The organism is Nonomuraea roseoviolacea subsp. carminata (assembly GCF_024172185.1).
GTDB classification, from domain to species: domain Bacteria; phylum Actinomycetota; class Actinomycetes; order Streptosporangiales; family Streptosporangiaceae; genus Nonomuraea; species Nonomuraea roseoviolacea.
This window is the reverse complement of sequence record NZ_JAMZEC010000001.1, coordinates 286,020-302,281: the sequence shown is the minus strand read 5'-3', so window position 1 is coordinate 302,281 and position 16,262 is coordinate 286,020. Positions and strand designations below refer to the sequence as shown.

General features: G+C 72.3%; 15 protein-coding genes. 5 read left to right on the top strand and 10 right to left on the bottom strand.

From position 1 onward, the window contains the following. The first annotated feature begins 19 nt into the window (after positions 1-19). Positions 20-1,192, top strand: coding sequence for an ArsB/NhaD family transporter (locus tag HD595_RS01375; RefSeq protein ID WP_253765120.1), 1,173 nt, complete (start codon positions 20-22; stop codon positions 1,190-1,192). Positions 1,193-1,221: 29 nt separating this feature from the next. Beyond that, entirely contained in the window at positions 1,222-1,677 is a 456-nt protein-coding gene (locus HD595_RS01370) for a hypothetical protein (RefSeq protein WP_253765119.1), read from the top strand. Between the two features lie 2 nt (positions 1,678-1,679). Here HD595_RS01370 and HD595_RS01365 read toward each other — a convergent pair whose 3' ends face one another. The 6 genes from HD595_RS01365 to HD595_RS01340 form a co-directional block, all read right to left on the bottom strand. Continuing rightward, entirely contained in the window at positions 1,680-2,480 is an 801-nt protein-coding gene (locus tag HD595_RS01365; protein ID WP_253765118.1) for an inositol monophosphatase family protein, read from the bottom strand. Positions 2,481-2,489: 9 nt separating this feature from the next. After that, positions 2,490-3,104, bottom strand: coding sequence for a hypothetical protein (locus HD595_RS01360; RefSeq protein WP_253765117.1), 615 nt, complete (start codon positions 3,102-3,104; stop codon positions 2,490-2,492). A gap of 5 nt (positions 3,105-3,109) precedes the next feature. Beyond that, on the bottom strand, positions 3,110-4,156 hold the full coding sequence (locus HD595_RS01355) for a hypothetical protein (protein WP_253765116.1): 1,047 nt from the start codon (positions 4,154-4,156) through the stop codon (positions 3,110-3,112). A gap of 117 nt (positions 4,157-4,273) precedes the next feature. Further along, positions 4,274-5,047, bottom strand: a complete 774-nt coding sequence (locus HD595_RS01350) for a sporulation protein (protein ID WP_253765115.1) — start codon at positions 5,045-5,047, stop codon at positions 4,274-4,276. Between the two features lie 38 nt (positions 5,048-5,085). Next, positions 5,086-6,336 carry an SPFH domain-containing protein gene (locus tag HD595_RS01345; protein WP_253765114.1) on the bottom strand — a complete coding sequence of 417 codons (1,251 nt, stop codon included), beginning with the start codon at positions 6,334-6,336 and terminating at the stop codon, positions 5,086-5,088. Beyond that, positions 6,333-7,934, bottom strand: coding sequence for an SPFH domain-containing protein (locus HD595_RS01340; protein WP_253765113.1), 1,602 nt, complete (start codon positions 7,932-7,934; stop codon positions 6,333-6,335). The genes HD595_RS01345 and HD595_RS01340 overlap by 4 nt, the downstream gene beginning before the upstream one ends. A 134-nt stretch (positions 7,935-8,068) precedes the next feature. On the opposite strand from HD595_RS01340, the gene uvrB reads away from it, so the two are divergent. After that, positions 8,069-10,177: an excinuclease ABC subunit UvrB gene (gene uvrB / locus HD595_RS01335; protein ID WP_253765112.1), complete on the top strand. Its 2,109-nt coding sequence runs from the start codon at positions 8,069-8,071 to the stop codon at positions 10,175-10,177. A 9-nt stretch (positions 10,178-10,186) separates the two neighbouring features. On the opposite strand, the gene HD595_RS01330 is transcribed toward uvrB, so the two are convergent. From HD595_RS01330 to HD595_RS01315, 4 genes are all read right to left on the bottom strand, one after another. After that, a complete protein-coding gene (locus HD595_RS01330; protein WP_253765111.1) occupies positions 10,187-10,891 on the bottom strand; it encodes a hypothetical protein in 705 nt (234 codons plus the stop codon). A gap of 75 nt (positions 10,892-10,966) precedes the next feature. Continuing rightward, positions 10,967-11,893 (bottom strand): hypothetical protein, encoded by a 927-nt coding sequence (locus HD595_RS01325; RefSeq protein ID WP_253765110.1) that lies wholly within the window; start codon positions 11,891-11,893, stop codon positions 10,967-10,969. After that, positions 11,883-13,067 carry an ATP-grasp domain-containing protein gene (locus HD595_RS01320; RefSeq protein WP_253765109.1) on the bottom strand — a complete coding sequence of 395 codons (1,185 nt, stop codon included), beginning with the start codon at positions 13,065-13,067 and terminating at the stop codon, positions 11,883-11,885. Before HD595_RS01320 ends, HD595_RS01325 begins: the two co-directional genes overlap by 11 nt. Beyond that, positions 13,064-14,062: an NAD-dependent epimerase/dehydratase family protein gene (locus tag HD595_RS01315; protein WP_253765108.1), complete on the bottom strand. Its 999-nt coding sequence runs from the start codon at positions 14,060-14,062 to the stop codon at positions 13,064-13,066. Before HD595_RS01315 ends, HD595_RS01320 begins: the two co-directional genes overlap by 4 nt. A gap of 153 nt (positions 14,063-14,215) precedes the next feature. On the opposite strand from HD595_RS01315, the gene HD595_RS01310 reads away from it, so the two are divergent. Next, complete coding sequence (locus tag HD595_RS01310) at positions 14,216-15,238, top strand: GNAT family N-acetyltransferase (protein WP_253765107.1); 1,023 nt, start codon at positions 14,216-14,218, stop codon at positions 15,236-15,238. After that, positions 15,235-16,254, top strand: a complete 1,020-nt coding sequence (locus HD595_RS01305) for a hypothetical protein (protein ID WP_253765106.1) — start codon at positions 15,235-15,237, stop codon at positions 16,252-16,254. The genes HD595_RS01310 and HD595_RS01305 overlap by 4 nt, the downstream gene beginning before the upstream one ends. The last annotated feature ends 8 nt before the right edge of the window (positions 16,255-16,262 follow it).

Genomic DNA, 16,262 nt, shown 5'->3' with positions numbered 1-16,262 from the left:
GATGTGCGATCATCGTCGGGTGTGGCGGCGTCTCGGCGTGCTCGACTGGATCAGGATCGGCCTGCTGGCGCTCGGTGTGCTGTTCGTGGCGACCGGGCTCCTGCCGCTGCGCGAGGCGGCCGAGAGCATGGACGACATCGGACCCCTGCTGGTGTTCCTGGTGGGGATCATCGTGCTGGCCGAGCTGACCAAGGAGGCTCAGGTCTTCGACGTCATCGCGGCGCGGATGGCGGTGCTCGGCCGCGGTAACTATGTCGCCCTCTTCCTGCTCTGCACGGCTTTCGCCTCTTTTGTCACGATATTTCTGAATCTTGATACGACTGCGGTGTTGCTCACCCCGGTCATGCTGGCCCTGGCGCCCAAGGCCCGCATCGCCCCGCTGCCCCTGGCCATGACCACGATCTGGCTGGCCAACACCGCGAGCCTGCTGCTGCCGGTCTCCAACCTCACCAACCTGCTCGGCATGCAGAAGATCGGCCTGAACGCCCAGGAGTTCGCCGCCCGCATGTGGGCGCCGCAGATCGCCTCCATCGCCGTGACCATGGTGTTCCTGTGGGTGTTCTACTGGCGCCGCGGTCAGCGCCGCGACCTGCGCTACACGCCGCCGCTGCTGGAGCCCGTCGGCGACCGCGTGCTGTTCGCCGCCTCGTCCGCGGCCTGCGTCCTGTTCATCGTGGCGCTCCTGCTCAAGGTGGACGTGGGCGTCGCCGCCCCCGCCGCGGCGCTGATCGTCGTGGCCGCCTACGCCGTGCGCGACCGCGGGCGGCTCAGGTGGAGCCTGATCCCCTGGCAGCTGCTCATCTTCGTGACCGGCCTGTTCCTCGTGGTGCCCACCCTCAGCCGGTACGGCCTGGCCGACCTCATGAGCCTGCTGCTGGGCGACACCCCCGACCCGTACCGCACGGCCGCCGTCGGCGGCGGGCTGGCCAACGCGATCAACAACCTGCCCGCGTACAAGGCCGTCGAGCAGGTCATCCCCTCGGGTCAGCAGGACCAGCTCCTCGCGCTGCTCGTCGGCACGAACGTGGCCCCCGTCATCACCCCCTGGGCCTCGCTGGCCACGCTGCTGTGGTTCGAGTCGTGCCGGCGCCACGACGTGCCCGTGCCGATGCGCCGCTTCCTCGGGACCGGCGCCGGACTCGCCGTCGTCGGGCTGCTCGTCACGGTCTGGGCGCTCGTCACCACTTCCTGAGCAGGTGTTAAGTTCGCAACAATGGCCCCATGAGTCACACCATGCCCCATAAGAAGGTCGGGCTGCTCGTCGCCGGGGTGACCGCGGTCGCCGGCCTGGCGGGGTGCGGCGGCGCGACGTCGTCCACCAGCACGGCGCCGTCGGCGGTGTCCTCCTCCGAACCCGCCCCGAGCGCGCCGGCCGAGGGGCCGACGGCCGTCCGGACCGTCAAGCTGGAGGTCCTCGGCGAGGGCCGGGCCGTTCAGCCCATCATGTACGTCGGCGACTTCAACGGCACCGAGACCGGCGGCATGACGCTGCCCTGGTCGAAGACCGTGACGCTGGAGCTGACCCCCGCCGAGCAGAAGGTCGGCAAGCTCGTGTCCGTCGTGGCCGGTGGGGTGCAGACCACGGACGGCCAGATCACCGAGGGCTCCTGCCGTATCAGCGTCGACGGCAGGAAGGTCGTCGCCGCCAAGGGACTGTGCGAGTACAAGGTCAAGTAAGGTCAGCGGACCAGGTCGAGGAGGGCGGGCAGGGCGCGCGGATGGGCGGCGACGAAGCTGCGGTCCTCCGGCGCCCCGCCGAAGCCCTCCGCGAACGGCCCGCCGTCCAGCGCCCGGATCTCGATGCCCGCCTCCCGCGCGAGCAGCGCCCCGGCCGGCAGGTCCACCGCCTCGGCCCGGTAGCCGACGAAGCCGTCGATGTCGCCCCTGGCCAGCATCGCCCACTGCAGCAACGGCGCCCAGAGCTGCAGCATCCGGCGGGCGTGCCCCTCCAGCCGCGCCTTCAGCTCCCGCACGACGGCGTCGCCGCGCGCGACGGTGTAGCCCTGCGTCCAGGCCAGCAGCGGGCCGTGCGGCGACGGCTGGTACGGCGCGGACAGCCGCGCCCCCGAGGAGGTGAGCGCGCCGTCGCCCCGCACCGCCGACCACGTCTGCCCGGCCACCGGGTCGTGCACCACGCCCACCACCGGCCGCCCCGCCCGGCACAGGGCCAGCCCGACCACGTACGCCGGCAGGCCGATCGCCACGTTGTTGGTGCCGTCGAGCGGGTCGACCAGCCACGTCCACTCCCCGTCGCGCGCCCCCAGCAGCCCCGACTCCTCGGCGATCACCGAGTGCGACGGGAACGCCGTCAGGACCCGCTCCAGCAGCAGCTTCTCCGAGGCCAGGTCGAGGTCGGTCACCACGTCGCCGGAGCGGCCCTTCGCGCGGACCCCCAGCGCGCCGCCCGCTCCCGTCCGGATCAGCCGCCCCGCGGCCTCGGCGGCCTCGACGGCGACCGCGCGCGCGTGCTGTAGGTCCATCGGCACCCCTCAGGTCAGGTGGGCGGCTATCAGTCCGACGGCGCGGGCCGTCTCCTCGGCGTCGAGCGGTTGCCTGGCGACGTGGTGGCCGCGGCCGGCCAGCGGGCCGAGCGACAGGTCGCGGCTGCCCGGCCGGCCCCGGCCCAGGGCGATCGTGGCCGCCTCCCCGCCCTCGGGCACCAGGCTGCTGTGGAAGCGCCCCGCGCCCAGGGTGTAGCTGTCGCCGGGGCCGAACGCCTCGACCAGGCCCGTCGCGTGGCGCACGGTGCGGCCGGTCGGGGTGAGGTGGTCGCCCGTGACGTCGCTGACCACCTCGAAGACCCGGTGGGTGGCGTCCGGGCCGGCGTCGGTGACGTCCACGTGGACGTTGCGGATCTGGCCGTACAGGACGTGGCTGAACAGGTCCCAGCTGTGGCAGTGGATCTGCGAGGTGGTGCTCTCGGCGTGGGCCAGCGCCCCCGACCACAGGTGGACGCACACGCCGTCGCCGCCCCGGCGCTCCAGCGGCAGGCAGACGAAGCCGAGCGGGTGGCGCACCGCCCGCACCGCCCCGGACAGCGCCCGCAGCGTCCACTCCCGGGCCCGGCCCCCGGTCAGCTCCTCGTAGACCTCGTCGTGGGTCACGCCGCTCACCCCGCGTACGGGTTGAGGGCGCGCAGCGCCTTGCGGGCGATGTCCACCACGTCGTGCTCGTTGTACGAGCGCGGCAGCGGCACCCCGATCCGCTCGAACAGGTCCTGGACCTCCTCGACCGTCGGCTCGTCGCTGAGCGGCACCTTCTTGTACTTCTCCAGCGGCACCCGGCGCGCCTGCTCGAAGCTGAGCCGCAGCTCGGTGTCGCAGTTCTCGTAGAAGAACGTGCCGGCCAGGGCGGTCATCGCCCGGTTGGGGTCCTCGACCGTCATGAGGAGGCGGGTCGCCGAGATGTCCCAGCGGAACGTCGTCATCGTGGCCGACAGTCCCACCCCGATGTCGAGCAGGCCGTAACGCTGGCGGTGCCAGAACGCGGCCAGGATCGTCGCGTACGACTCCTTCCTGACCCGGTCGGTCGTCCACGTCTCGCCCGTGCCGTCGGGCGCGTCCGACAAGGACCGCCGGTAGTGGGCGTACGTCTCGCACACCTCGGCGTTCGTCGGGTCGACGATCTCGATCCGCACGGTGAGGTGCCGCTTGACGCGGCGGGCCGCGGCCACGCACTCGGGCAGGGTGACGGCCCGCAGGTAGGTGCCGGTGCCGCCCCTGAAGCTCCACCGGGTGGTGTCCTTGCGCGCCTCGGCGTGGGCCTGCGCGATCTCCTGGCGGCTGCCCAGCACCCGGACGAGCTGGAGCGCGTCCAGCGCCTTGCGGGTGCCGGCGACCAGGCCGTCGATCTCCTCCAGGCGGGCCAGTCGCACGGGCAGGTCGGCGAGCGCGCCGGAGGTGATCGTCTCCTCGACGGGCGCCTGCCGGACGCGGTCGCGCAGCAGCGCGGTGGCCACGAGCGCGAGGATCACCAGGGTGGCGGCGCTGACGAGCTGCTGCTGCACCTTGTCGCCCTCGGGGGGCTTGCCGAACATGTCGTCGGGCATGATGCCGAGCACGCCGACGACGACGGCGAGGACCAGGGCGATCGCGCCGTCGGCGTTCTGGGCCGCCCATGGCGCGACCCGGCTCCACGCCGCCCTGAACCGTGACATCGCTGGCCCCGCATCCGACGATCGTTCAGTCCCCGAGCGCCATGGTAACGATCGTCCCAAGCCCGTGCCACCACGCGGGAGGGAGGGTGCCGTGGCCCCCTCCCTCCGCGGTGCGGGTCAGAACCAGCCGCGGTGGCGGGCCATCTGCTCCAGGCCGTGGTGCAGGGCCGCGTCGGCCGCGCCCGGCCCGGTGTCGTAGCGGACCGTGAAGCGGTTGTAGGCGTCGTGGCTGGAGGTCAGGAACCCGCCCCGCTTGTCGGCCTCCAGGATGACGTCCATCTGCTGCGGACCCGCGATGAAGGTCAGCTCCAGCTCGTTGAAGTGGCGCCGCCACTGCCCGCCGGCGTGGTACTCGATCTCCTGGAAGAACGGCATCGTGGAGCCGTACAGCGTGCCCCGCTCCAGGTCGGCCTTCTTGAAGTGGAAGCCCATCCGGTCGAGGGCGCCGAGCAGGTGCTCCTGCGCCGGAAGCGGGTTGACGAACAGGGGGTCGAGGTCGCCCTTGTCGAGCGCGCCCGCCAGCGCCAGCTCGGTCTGCACGCCGAGCCGCATGCCGTGCAGGGGGTGCCCGCCGACGGCGCTGATCGGCGTCTCCCACGGGACCTGGAGCTCGAACGGCTGGCTGTGCTGCGCCCCCGCGGCGAGCTGGAAGCCGCCCGCGACCTGGCGGCGCAGGAAGCTGTAGGTGGTCTTGTACTCGTTGTCGCCGCTCTCCACCTCGACCACGGCGGTCAGGTCCAGGTGGATGCCCTCGACCTTGTAGTCGGAGCCGCCGCCCCGGAAGTTCACCACGCCGCGCAGCGGCTCTCCCGGACGGACGGTGGTGCCGGACAGCACCGTGTCGACCTCGACGCCCGCGCCGAACGCGGCCATCAGCTTGCGGAACACCATGGGGTTCTTCTCCTCTGCGGTTCGGTTGCCGGTGGGGGTCAGCGCTGCGCGGACGGCGCGGAGCCGTTGGGCGACGGCTGGCCCGACAGCCGGGGGAGGTACTGGGCCAGCAGCATCGTGGACAGGGCCGAGGAGTCGCCCGAGCCCTGCTGCGTGCGGACCACCAGCGGCTGCGGGGCGCTCTCGGCGAGCTTGGCGCCCACGTCGAGGCGCCGGCGGGCCAGCTCGTACTGGAGCACGGCCCGGTTGTCGCGGTAGGACTCGGCGAGCCGGCGCAGCGCCTTGGCCTCGTTCTCGGCGGCGGTCAGCTCGGCCCGGCCGCGCGCCTCGATCTCCCAGCGCACCCGCTGCGCCTCGGTCTCCTGCTCCTCCAGCATGCGGGCCACGTCCTTGCGCGCCGTGTTGTAGGCGGCCTTGACCTCGACCACGCGGGCGTCGCGGGTCTTCTTGGAGCGCTCGATCTCCATGAGCAGGGTGTCGATGCGCCGCTTGCGGGTCAGCTCCCACTCGCGCTCGTAGGCCGACAGCTCCTTGGCGACCTTCTCGCGGGTGGCCAGGTGCTGCTGGTACTGGTCGGGGAGCTGCACGTCGGGGATGTTGGAGCCGGTGACGCGCACGCCGTAGCGGCCGAGCTGGCGGTTGAGCGCCTCCTGCATGTCGCCCACGTCGGAGCCGCGCAGGTCGTACGCGTGCTCGGTGTGGACGCGGCGGCTGCGCTGGCGGATGGCGTCCTGCACGGCGCTGGCCAGCACCAGGTCGAAGTTGCCCGCGCCGATGGTGCGCACGAACGCGACCGGGTCGACGATGCGGAACTTCAGGAAGAACTCGATCGACTTCAGCGGCACGTTCTCGGCGGTCGGGCAGGCCACGATGGGCGCCGTGTACGGGATCTCGGTGGAGGTGTCGACCACCGCGTCCACCCGGTCCCACGGCAGCCACAGGTAGTGCCGTCCTGGCGGCAGGGTGCCGGTGATGGCGCCCCAGCGGCTGCGCACGCCGGTCGTGCCCTCCTCGATCTCGATGATCGCCTTGCGCCACACGAGCACGGCGGAGATCAGCAGCAGCAGCACCGCGGCCAGCGCCGGCAGGGCCTTGAGGTCGGTCACCACGGCCATCCCGGCGAAGTACACCGCCAGGAACACCAGCGTCATCCAGGCGAACCCGCGCCGGTCCTTGGGGATCACGACGGGCACGAGCTGGCCCTGCTCGCCGCCGCGCAGGAGCTGGCGGATGTCCGACCAGGAGGCCAGCGACTCCTTGATCTTCGAGAACTCGCGGCCGCCGCTCATCGGGCCCCACCCTCCGTCGTCACGTCCAGTCCGGTCACCTCGTCGGCCGGCACGGCGGGGTCCGCCGCCGTTCCCGCTCTGCCGAGCAGGGCCGCGATCTCGGCCTCGCGGGCGCGCACGCGCTCGCCGATCTCCGCCAGCCGGCTCCGGATCGCCGCCATGTCCTCCGCCGAGAACAGCGCCGCCCCCCGGCCGCCGACGAGCTGCTGCGCGAGCTCAAGGAAGTCGATGTCGCTCTGCTCGCCCACCTGCACCACCTGGGGCAGCCGCGAGGAGACCGACTCCAGCTTGTCCAGCAGGTCCTGCTGGAAGCGGTAGTCGAGGATCTCCGGCGCCTCGGCCGCGCTCAGCGCCCGGATGTCCAGGGCCTGCGCCTCCAGCAGCGCCGCGTTGGCGTTGGCCGTGGACTCCGCCTCGACCAGCCGCTGCCTGGCCTGCGCCTTGGCCTGGTGGGAGGCGCGTTCGAGGGCGGTGTCCATGCGGGCCTGGTAGCCGGCGATCTCCGCCTGGATGGCGCTGAGCGTCTCCTGGAGCCCGGCCAGCTCCTTGACCAGGTCGCCCTCGTTCTGCTCCTTGCGAAGCTGGAGCTCGTACTCGTAGGTGTAGGCCTCCTTGGCGACCCGCACCATCTCGGGCGCCGCGAGGTCCATCCGGTACTCCTGGCTGGACGGCTCGGCGTGGGTGATGTTGACGTCGGTGAGCCGGACGGCCGGCAGGAACTGCTGGTTGAGGCTCTCCAGCATGCCGAGCGTGCTCTCGCCCACCAGGTCGTAGATGTCCTCGGCGCGCTGGGCGTAGATGAGGGAGCGGGTGACCTCGCTGATGGCGTTCTGCAGCTTGGACTGGAAGCCGCTGACCGAGCCGAGCACGAAGATGAACTCCGCCGGGTTCTCGATCCTGAATTGCAGGAACAGGTCCACGCTGGCCTTGACGCCCTGCTGGGTCGGCGCCTCGCGGATGGGGGCGTTGAAGGGGTACTCGCGGGTGGTGTTGACGATGTAGCTGACCCGCTTCCACGGGTTGAGCAGCGTGACCCGCCCCGGGTCGGCGATCTGCACGAGCTTGCCGAACTTGGTGATCAGCGCCTTGCAGCCCTCGGGCACCATGACGACACTGCGCCGCCACCACAGGAACCCCGCGGCCAGCACGAGCACGAACCAGTAGTGGGGGCCGAAGACCAGCTCGGTGCGGGGGATGACGTTGCCCAGGGCGCCGATCAGGCCGAGCAGCACGAGGACGCCCAGGGGCACGACCACCTTGGCGGTGGTGCCCTTGGGGATCACCACGGGCGAGATGACGTGCATGCCGTTCTCGGCGAAGCTGCGGTTGACGATCTCGCCGGCCTCGTTCAGCGACGCGGATCTCGCCTCGATCAGCGTCCCCACCGACGCGCCGCCGTCACGGGCGGCGGCGAAGTCGCGGGGGTCGAGGGCGAACCCGTGCTGGCCGGCCTGGTTGACGAGCTGGCCGGCCTGACCCGCCTGGTTCATCAGCTGGCCGGCCGCCTGACCGGCCGCCTGCCGGAGGTCGCCTCCTTGCATGACGGCCTGGGCCATGCCCTGGCCTGCCTGGATGAGCGCCTCTCTGGGTCGTGACATAGCACCTTCCTTTTCCGCTACAGGCGGTTTCGACCGTATCGGGTACGACTTGCTATTCGCTTGCAGCGCGGCCCCCGTACGCCGGGGCAGGCCGCGTGGCGGTTCTGTCGGTGGCGCGACCTACAGTGGGCAGCATGCGACCGGTCACTGATTTGCAGCGGAAGGTGGCGCCCTTCGAGGTCGTCACCGAGATGACTCCTTCGGGCGACCAGCCGACGGCCATCGCCGAGCTGGAGCGCCGCGTCACGGCCGGGGCCAAGGACAGCGTGCTGCTGGGCGCCACGGGCACGGGCAAGACCGCCACCATCGCGTGGCTGATCGAGCGGCTGCAGCGCCCCGCGCTCATCATGCAGCCCAACAAGACGCTGGCCGCCCAGTTCGCCAACGAGCTGCGCGAGATGCTGCCCAACAACGCCGTCGAGTACTTCGTGTCGTACTACGACTACTACCAGCCCGAGGCGTACGTCCCGCAGAGCGACACCTACATCGAGAAGGACTCCTCGATCAACGACGAGGTCGAGCGGCTGCGCCACTCGGCCACCAACTCCCTGCTCACCCGCCGCGACACCATCGTGGTCGCCTCGGTGTCCTGCATCTACGGCCTGGGCACGCCGCAGGAGTACGTCGACCGCATGACCCGGCTGCGCGTCTGCATGGACATCGACCGCGACCGGCTGCTGCGCCGCCTCGTCGACATGCAGTACACCCGCAACGACCTCGCCTTCACGCGGGGCACCTTCCGGGTGCGCGGCGACACGATCGAGATCATCCCGAAGTACGAGGAGCTCGCCGTCCGCATCGAGATGTTCGGCGACGAGATCGAGAAGCTGTCCACCATGCACCCGCTGACCGGCGAGGTCATCACGGAGGACGAGGAGCTCTACATCTTCCCCGCCTCCCACTACGTCGCGGGCGAGGAGCGCATGACGGCGGCCGTGCGCGGCATCGAGGCCGAGCTGTCCGACCGGCTCGCCGAGCTGGAGCGCCAGGGCAAGCTGCTGGAGGCGCAGCGGCTGCGCATGCGCACCACGTACGACATCGAGATGATGCGGCAGATCGGCACCTGCTCCGGCATCGAGAACTACTCGCGGCACATGGACGGCCGCGAGCCCGGCAGCGCCCCCAACACGCTGCTCGACTACTTCCCCGAGGACTTCCTGCTCGTCCTCGACGAGTCGCACCAGACGGTGCCGCAGATCGGCGCCATGTACGAGGGCGACGCCTCCCGCAAGCGCACCCTGGTCGAGCACGGCTTCCGGCTGCCGTCCGCGCTCGACAACCGGCCGCTGAAGTGGGAGGAGTTCCTGGAGCGCATCGGCCAGACCGTCTACCTGTCGGCCACGCCCGGCCCGTACGAGCTGGGCCGGGTCAAGGGCGACGTCGTCGAGCAGGTCATCCGCCCCACCGGCCTGGTCGACCCCGAGGTGGTCGTCAAGCCCACCAAGGGGCAGATCGACGACCTGGTCCACGAGATCCGCGAGCGGGCCGAGCGCGACGAGCGCGCCCTGGTCACCACGCTGACCAAGAAGATGGCCGAGGACCTCACCGACTACCTCCTGGAGCTCGGCATCCGGGTGCGCTACCTGCACAGCGAGGTCGACACGCTGCGCCGTATCGAGCTGCTGCGCGAGCTGCGCACCGGCGAGTTCGACGTGCTCGTCGGCATCAACCTGCTGCGTGAGGGCCTCGACCTGCCCGAGGTGTCGCTGGTGGCCATCCTCGACGCCGACAAGGAGGGCTTCCTGCGCTCGGAGACCTCGCTCATCCAGACGATCGGCCGCGCGGCCCGCAACGTCTCGGGCCAGGTCCACATGTACGCCGACAAGATCACGCCGTCGATGGAGCGGGCCATCGACGAGACCAACCGGCGCCGGGCCAAGCAGGTCGCCTACAACCAGGCCAACGGCATCGACCCGCAGCCGCTGCGCAAGAAGATCGCCGACATCCTCGACTCGCTGCAGCGCGAGGACGCCGACACCCAGCAGCTCATGGGCGGCGGGCGGCAGCAGTCGCGCGGCAAGGCGCCGGTGCCCGGCTTCGCCGCCAAGCAGGCCGGCCAGCACGCCAAGGCCATCGCGGGCGAGATGCCGCGGGCGCAGATGGAGTCGCTGATCGAGTCGCTGACCGAGCAGATGCACCAGGCGGCCGCCGACCTGCAGTTCGAGGTGGCGGCCCGGCTGCGCGACGAGATCAAGGAGCTCAAGCGGGAGCTGCGCGACATGAAGGAGGCCGGGATCAGCTGACGGGGCCGGTCAGGCGCCGCGGCGGGCCCGGCCGGGGCGCAGCCGGCGGCCGAGCGCGGCGAACCACCGCCGGGGGAGCGCCAGCGCCAGCACGGCGAGCACCACGTGCACGACGATGAACGCGTACGCCTCGTCACGGGTCGCCGGATGGCCCAGCCGCACCGTCATGTGGTGGGCCCAGTCCCAGACCTCGGGGATCCCGTCCAGCCGCCGGTTCATCAGGACCGCCATCAGGTCCTCCAGCCCCGACATCTGCAGGATCGTCATGGCCGCCCCGGCCCGCAGCACGCCCTCCCGCGAGCCGCCGCCGGCCCGGAACGCCAGCACGAGCGCGATGATGAGGTACGGCACGAACACGACCACGTGCAAGTAAAGGTCCTCGAACTCGGCGGTGCCGTCCACCATGTCCAGCGCGGTCATGAACGTCTTCGGCACGAAGTAGCAGAGGAACCCCAGGAAGATCGCGGGCAGCGCCACCAGGTGCAGCCGCAGCCACCGCGCCCACGCCACGTCCAGCCACGCCACGGCCAGGCAGGCGGCGATCTGCGGCGTCAGCTTGACCAGGAGGGTCCAGGCCGAGGTGATCTCCCGCTCGTAGGGGATGACGAACCGGACCAGCCCGGCGAGCGCGACCGCCACGGCTCCCATGAGCAGCGCGGCGGCGTTGTCGCGCCAGAACGAGGTGGTCGGCCTCGGGGTCGGAGTGAGCAGCATGGGTTCCCGTCAGTACGTCGTGAAGGAGGATCTCGGTGGAAGCGCGGGGCAGGGGATGACGGCCGGCCGGCCGGGCTAGGCGGGTGAGGTGACGACGGGGGTGCCGTGCTCGGGGCAGAGCGCGGTGGTCAGCGTCCCGGCGTCGTCGGGGACCACGTCGACCAGCACGGGTCTTCGCCGGCGCAGCGCGGTGAACGCCACCGCCGGGCCGCCGGGCCCCGCGAACGGGCGGGCGTGGAGGTGCCGCCACAGCAGGTGCACCCGTCCGCAGCCGGGGGCGACGGCCGCGAGATAGCCCAGATGCGGGTCGTGCGCGACCACCGCGCCCACCCCGGCCGGGTCACCCACCGGCGCGCCCGCCACGCCTCCGGCGATGCCCACCGCCGCCGCGCCCTGCGCCGTCCGTACGGCCTGGCCCAGTGACACGCGTTGGACGGCGTGGACCCGTACCCCCTCCAGCCGCGGCAGGACCGCGTCCAGGGCGGCCCGTTCGCCCACCACGATCGCCCGGCCCGCCTCGGCCGCCAGGCCGAGCGCGGCGGCGTCGAGGGCACGACGGCGCGCCTCGTCCACAACCCTGGCCTCGGGCGCGAGCAGCACCCCGTACGGCCGGCCGCCACCCCACGAGAGCGCGTCGCCCCAGGGCAGCACGTCCCCCCAGGGCAGCGCACCCCCGGCCAGCGTGCGCCGGTCCAGGATGGCGGGCCGCACCTCCAGCACGGGCGCCCGGCGCGGCGCGCCCGCCACGGCGAGGGCGTCCCGCAGGTCCCGCCCGTCGCCGATCCACGGCGACGGCTCCCGCGACGGGTCGAACGGCCGCGCGAACGGGCACAGGCGATGGAGCTGCCCCGGGAGCGCGGCGGACGGCGTGGGCTCCGGCTCGTCCAGGGCCCGCCCCGCCGCCGCCCACTGGTCGCGGTAGAAGGGCACCCGCAGGAAGGCCGAGGCGACCACCCGGCGGCGGGCCCGTTCCCAGCGCCGTGCCGAGAAGTCAGCGGGCATCGACGCTGACCCGGACCGTGTCCTCGACGGCCGCCAGCACCTCCGCGACCGCGGTGGCCGAATCCCCGGAGGCCAGCACGTACCCGAGCTTGGCCCGGCACTCGGTGTACGGCACGACCGGCTCGCCCGGCCGGGTGGTGACCACCACGTCGGACACGCCGGGCAGCGCCAGCGCCTCGCTCAGCCCGTCGAGCGCCAGGAGGGTGCCCGCCGACCGGGAGCGCAGCATGCGGACGGACGCGTGCCGGCTCCACCGGGGCGTCAGCTCCGGGCGTTCGCCGATGGCGAGCAGGACGGCGGCCGCCACGGTGTCCACCCCGTACATGAGGCCGAGCGCCTCGCCCATGCCGTTGCCGCCGATCCGCGCGCCCATCTCGATGAGCACGACGGCGTCGCCGGTGACGAAGAGGTCGAGGTTGAGCGGGCCGTCGGTGTAGCCCACCTCGGCGCAGACCGCTTCGAGCTGCCGCGTGACCTCCGCGGTCAGCGTCTCGTCGCGGGGCGCCATGTCGTGGCCGACGGCGACGACCTGCGGCGCCGCCACCACGCGGTCGCTCAGCCCGAGCAGGGCCACCCGGCCGTCCTGGAGGAACGCCTCCCCGCACAGGTCGCGGCCCGCCACCAGCTCCTCGACGATCACCGTCGCGGACGGGGAGACGGCGGCGGCGGCCTCGACGGCGCCGGCCAGCCCGGACGGGTCCGCGCACACCGTGATCCCCCGGGAGCTCCCGGAGTCGACGGGTTTGACGATCGCGGGGAAGGAGAGCCGCCCGGCCTCGCGCATGACCTCGCGGGCGCTGCCGCTGACGTACGCGGGCCCGCCGAGGCCCAGCCGGGCGCAGACCTCGCGGAAGTACGCCTTGTCCACCGACACCCGCAGGGCGGCGTCGGACAGCCCGCACGGAAGGCCGAGCCGTCGCGTCACCTCCACCAGGGCCGGCAGGTTGATGTCGGTCCCGGGGGCGAGCACGCCCGCCACGTCGTCACGGCCGAGGAGCGCGGCCGTGACCGCCTCCACGTCCCGGGTGCTGATGTGCAGGAACTCGTCGGCCTCGCGCGCCCCCGGGGCGTCGGCGCGCATGTCGACGCACACGGTGGCCAGGCCGAGCCGCCGGGCGGCCCGGAAGGAACTGATCGTCCCGTCCGAGCCGCCCAGGATGACGAGCCGCTTCACGCCCCGGCCACCGTGCCGGTCGCCGGGGCGGCTTCTGTGCTGACCGCCGGGCCGGCCGTCGCGCCCGGGACGTCCCAGTGGATCCCGCGGTTGTCGATGAACCAGTCCACGGTCCGCGCCATGCCCTCTTCGAGGGAGACGAGCGAACGGGGGTCGATGCCCACCGACAGGAGGGTCTTGGTCTGCGCCGTCACCGCCGTGCCCGGCGTCTCGCCGGGCCGCATCGGCAGGTCGGCGATGTCCACGCGCGGGTAGCCGCGGGCCACGCACAGGTCGATGATCAGCTCGGCGACCTCGCGGATGCTGGACGACGTCGTGGGGCCCACCTCGACGACGTGGTCGAGGACCTCTCCGGCGGCGGCCGCCTCCAGGGCCGCGACGAGCGCCCGCGCCACGTCCCCCACCCAGACCATGTCGGAGACCTGGGTGCCGCCGCCGTACAGCTCGACGGGCAGGCCGCTCAGCGCGCGGCAGACGACGGCAGGGGTGATCTTGCGGACCTTGCCGGGGGCGAACGGCGGCGCGGCCTGCTGGCGGGGGCCGTAGGCGTTGACCACCCGGACGTTGTTCACCCGCGTCCCGCGGTGGGCGTTGAACATCCGGACAAACCGCTCGACCGCGGTTTTGGAGATGGAATAGCTGTTGTCCATCCAGTGGTTGCCGACGCAGATGTAGACGCCGGGCAGGTCGTATTGGGCGATGGCCTCCAGGAAGTTGAGCCCGCCCATGAGATTGGTCTCGGCGGCCGGCCGCGGATTGGTGATGGTCTCCTGAGTGCCGAGAACAGCCGCTAAATGTACGATTGCGTCACAATGTGCCGCTAATTCCGTCATGGCGGTGGCGTCACGAATGTCGCCCCGCATGACCTCCCAGGGCAGGTCGTGCTCAGCACGCCCTCTGTGATCGAATACGAGCGGAACGTGGCCGCGCGACGCGAGTTCCTCGCACACATACCGGCCGATGAACCCATTTCCGCCGGTTACTCCAACCTTCATGCCGTCCCTTGAGTATGAGTGCACGGTTTTGGGCGCGCATCAAGGGTGTCGGACGCGCACGACGGTGATCACTGGAGACATATTCTGCGACAATCATGTCCAATCAATGCTTCGTGTCCATGTTGTGATCATTTCGCCATCGAGGGCCATCGCGTGCACCTGGAACTGCTGGACCCCTGCCATGACCCCGAGCCCCCCGGCTGGGAGGACTTCCGGCAGGCCGAGGGCCTGACCGCCGTCTGGGCCTACGACGTCATCGCCGCGTCGTCCGAGGGATCATGGGCGCGCCCCCTGCTGGCCGTCTTCCGCGACGGCCCGCGCGTCGCCGGGGTGGTCGGGGCGGTCTGCGTCGGCCTGCGATTACCGAACTCCACCCGGCAGCCGCGGCCCAGGCGGGAGCCGATCCTCCTCGACGTCCGCCTGCCGGCCCACTCCAACGGACCGACCTGGCACTTCGCCGAGGACGTCACGCCGGAGACCCGGGCGCTGCTGCTGCGGCGGTTCGAGCGTGCGGCGCGGGAGCACCTCGGATGGGGGCTCGCCGGCGCCCTGTACCGCATGGTGACCGGCCCCTGCCTGCCCCTCGTCGCCCGCCGGGGCGCGTTCGTCCGGGAGTCGCCGGGCAGCATGGTCATGCCGCTGCGCTGGTCGTCGGTGGACGGCTGGCTCGGCTCCCTCACCAAGGGCCGCAGACAGGAGCTGCGGCGCCAGGGCAGGCGGATCTCCGAGGCCGCCGGCGTGGTCGTGGACCAGGGCACCGCCCGGCCGGACCTCGACCCGTCCGAGATGGCCGAGCTGAACCGGACGCACACGGCACGCCTGGCCGCGCGCCTCGACCCCCGCGCCGATCTGCCCGCCGCGTACTTCGCCGCCCTGCTCCGCCGCGAGGACGTCAACGTGATCTCCTACCGTTCGGGGGAGCGGCTGCTGGCCTTCGCGATCGTGTACGAGCATCCGGACGCGCCCGTGTACGGCCCGTGGGCGGCCCTGCGCCCCGAGGAGGGCGGCCTGAAGGGCCTCTACTTCGACAGCTACGTCCGCATCGTGCGCTCCGCCGTCGAGACGGGCAGGAAGCAGTTGCTGTGCGGGCGGGGCATGGCCGACGTCAAGCGGTCCCTGGGATTCGACTACGTCCCGATGGCGTTGGTCGCCGTTCCCCGGTGGGCGATGGGATGAGCCTCACCCTGCAGATCCTCGACCCCCGCGAGGACCCCGAGCCCGCCGGCTGGGAGCGGCTGCGCACCGCGGCCGGCCAGTGCGTCACCTGGCGCTACGACCTGCTGCGGGCCTACGCCTGGGCGGCCCAGGCCCCCGTCCTCCTGACGGTCCTGCGCAAGGACGGCGTCGCGGTCGGCGCCGTGTCGGCGTCCCTGCGCGGCATCCGGCCCAGCAGAGGCGTCTACGCCGCGGCCCGCCGCGACCCGGCGGGGATCCTCGACGTCCACGCGCCCGGCAACCGCTCCCAGAAGGGATGGTGGTTCGCCGGCGACCTCGAACCGGAACGGCGGCGCGAGTTGCTGCGCGGCTACGTCCGCGGCGTCCGCCGCGAGCTGGGCCCCGGCTGGCGGAGCGTCGTGTGGCGCGAGGTGTCGCCCGGCGAGCCCGAGCTGCTGCCCGGCCTGCTCCGGGTCACCCTGCCGACCGCGCCGCTCGCCCGGCTGGCCACCCCGTGGACCGGCCTCGACGGCTGGTACGCCGGTCTCGACCGCGCCCGCCGCGAATCCCTCAGGCGCCGTGCCAGGAGCTTCGCCGCCGACCCCGGCCTGTCGATCGGCGTCGGTCCCGCCCGCGAGCTCGTCACCGCCGAGGAGGCCGCCGCCCTGCGCGCCGCCAACGACCTCAAGCACCGCAACCGGCTCTTCCCCCTCGCGCCCCTGCCGCTGCCGTACCTGGAGGCCCTGGTCGGCGGCGACGAGGTCGTGGCGATCGCCTACCGCGACCGCGAGGGGCGGCTCCTCGGCCTGTCCCTGATCCTGGACCACCCCCGCTGGCCCGTCTGCCTGAGCTGGGGCGCCGTCACGCCGGAGGACGGCGGGCGCAAGCACCTCTACTTCGACGGCTACGTCCGGATGGTCGAGTGGGCCGTCGCCGCCGGCAAGACGGGGCTGGTCCTCGGCAAGGGGCAGGCCGAGGCCAAGAGCTCCCTCGGCGCCGACCTGGTCCCCTCGTCGGCGCTGGCCGTACCCCTCTGACCTTGGAT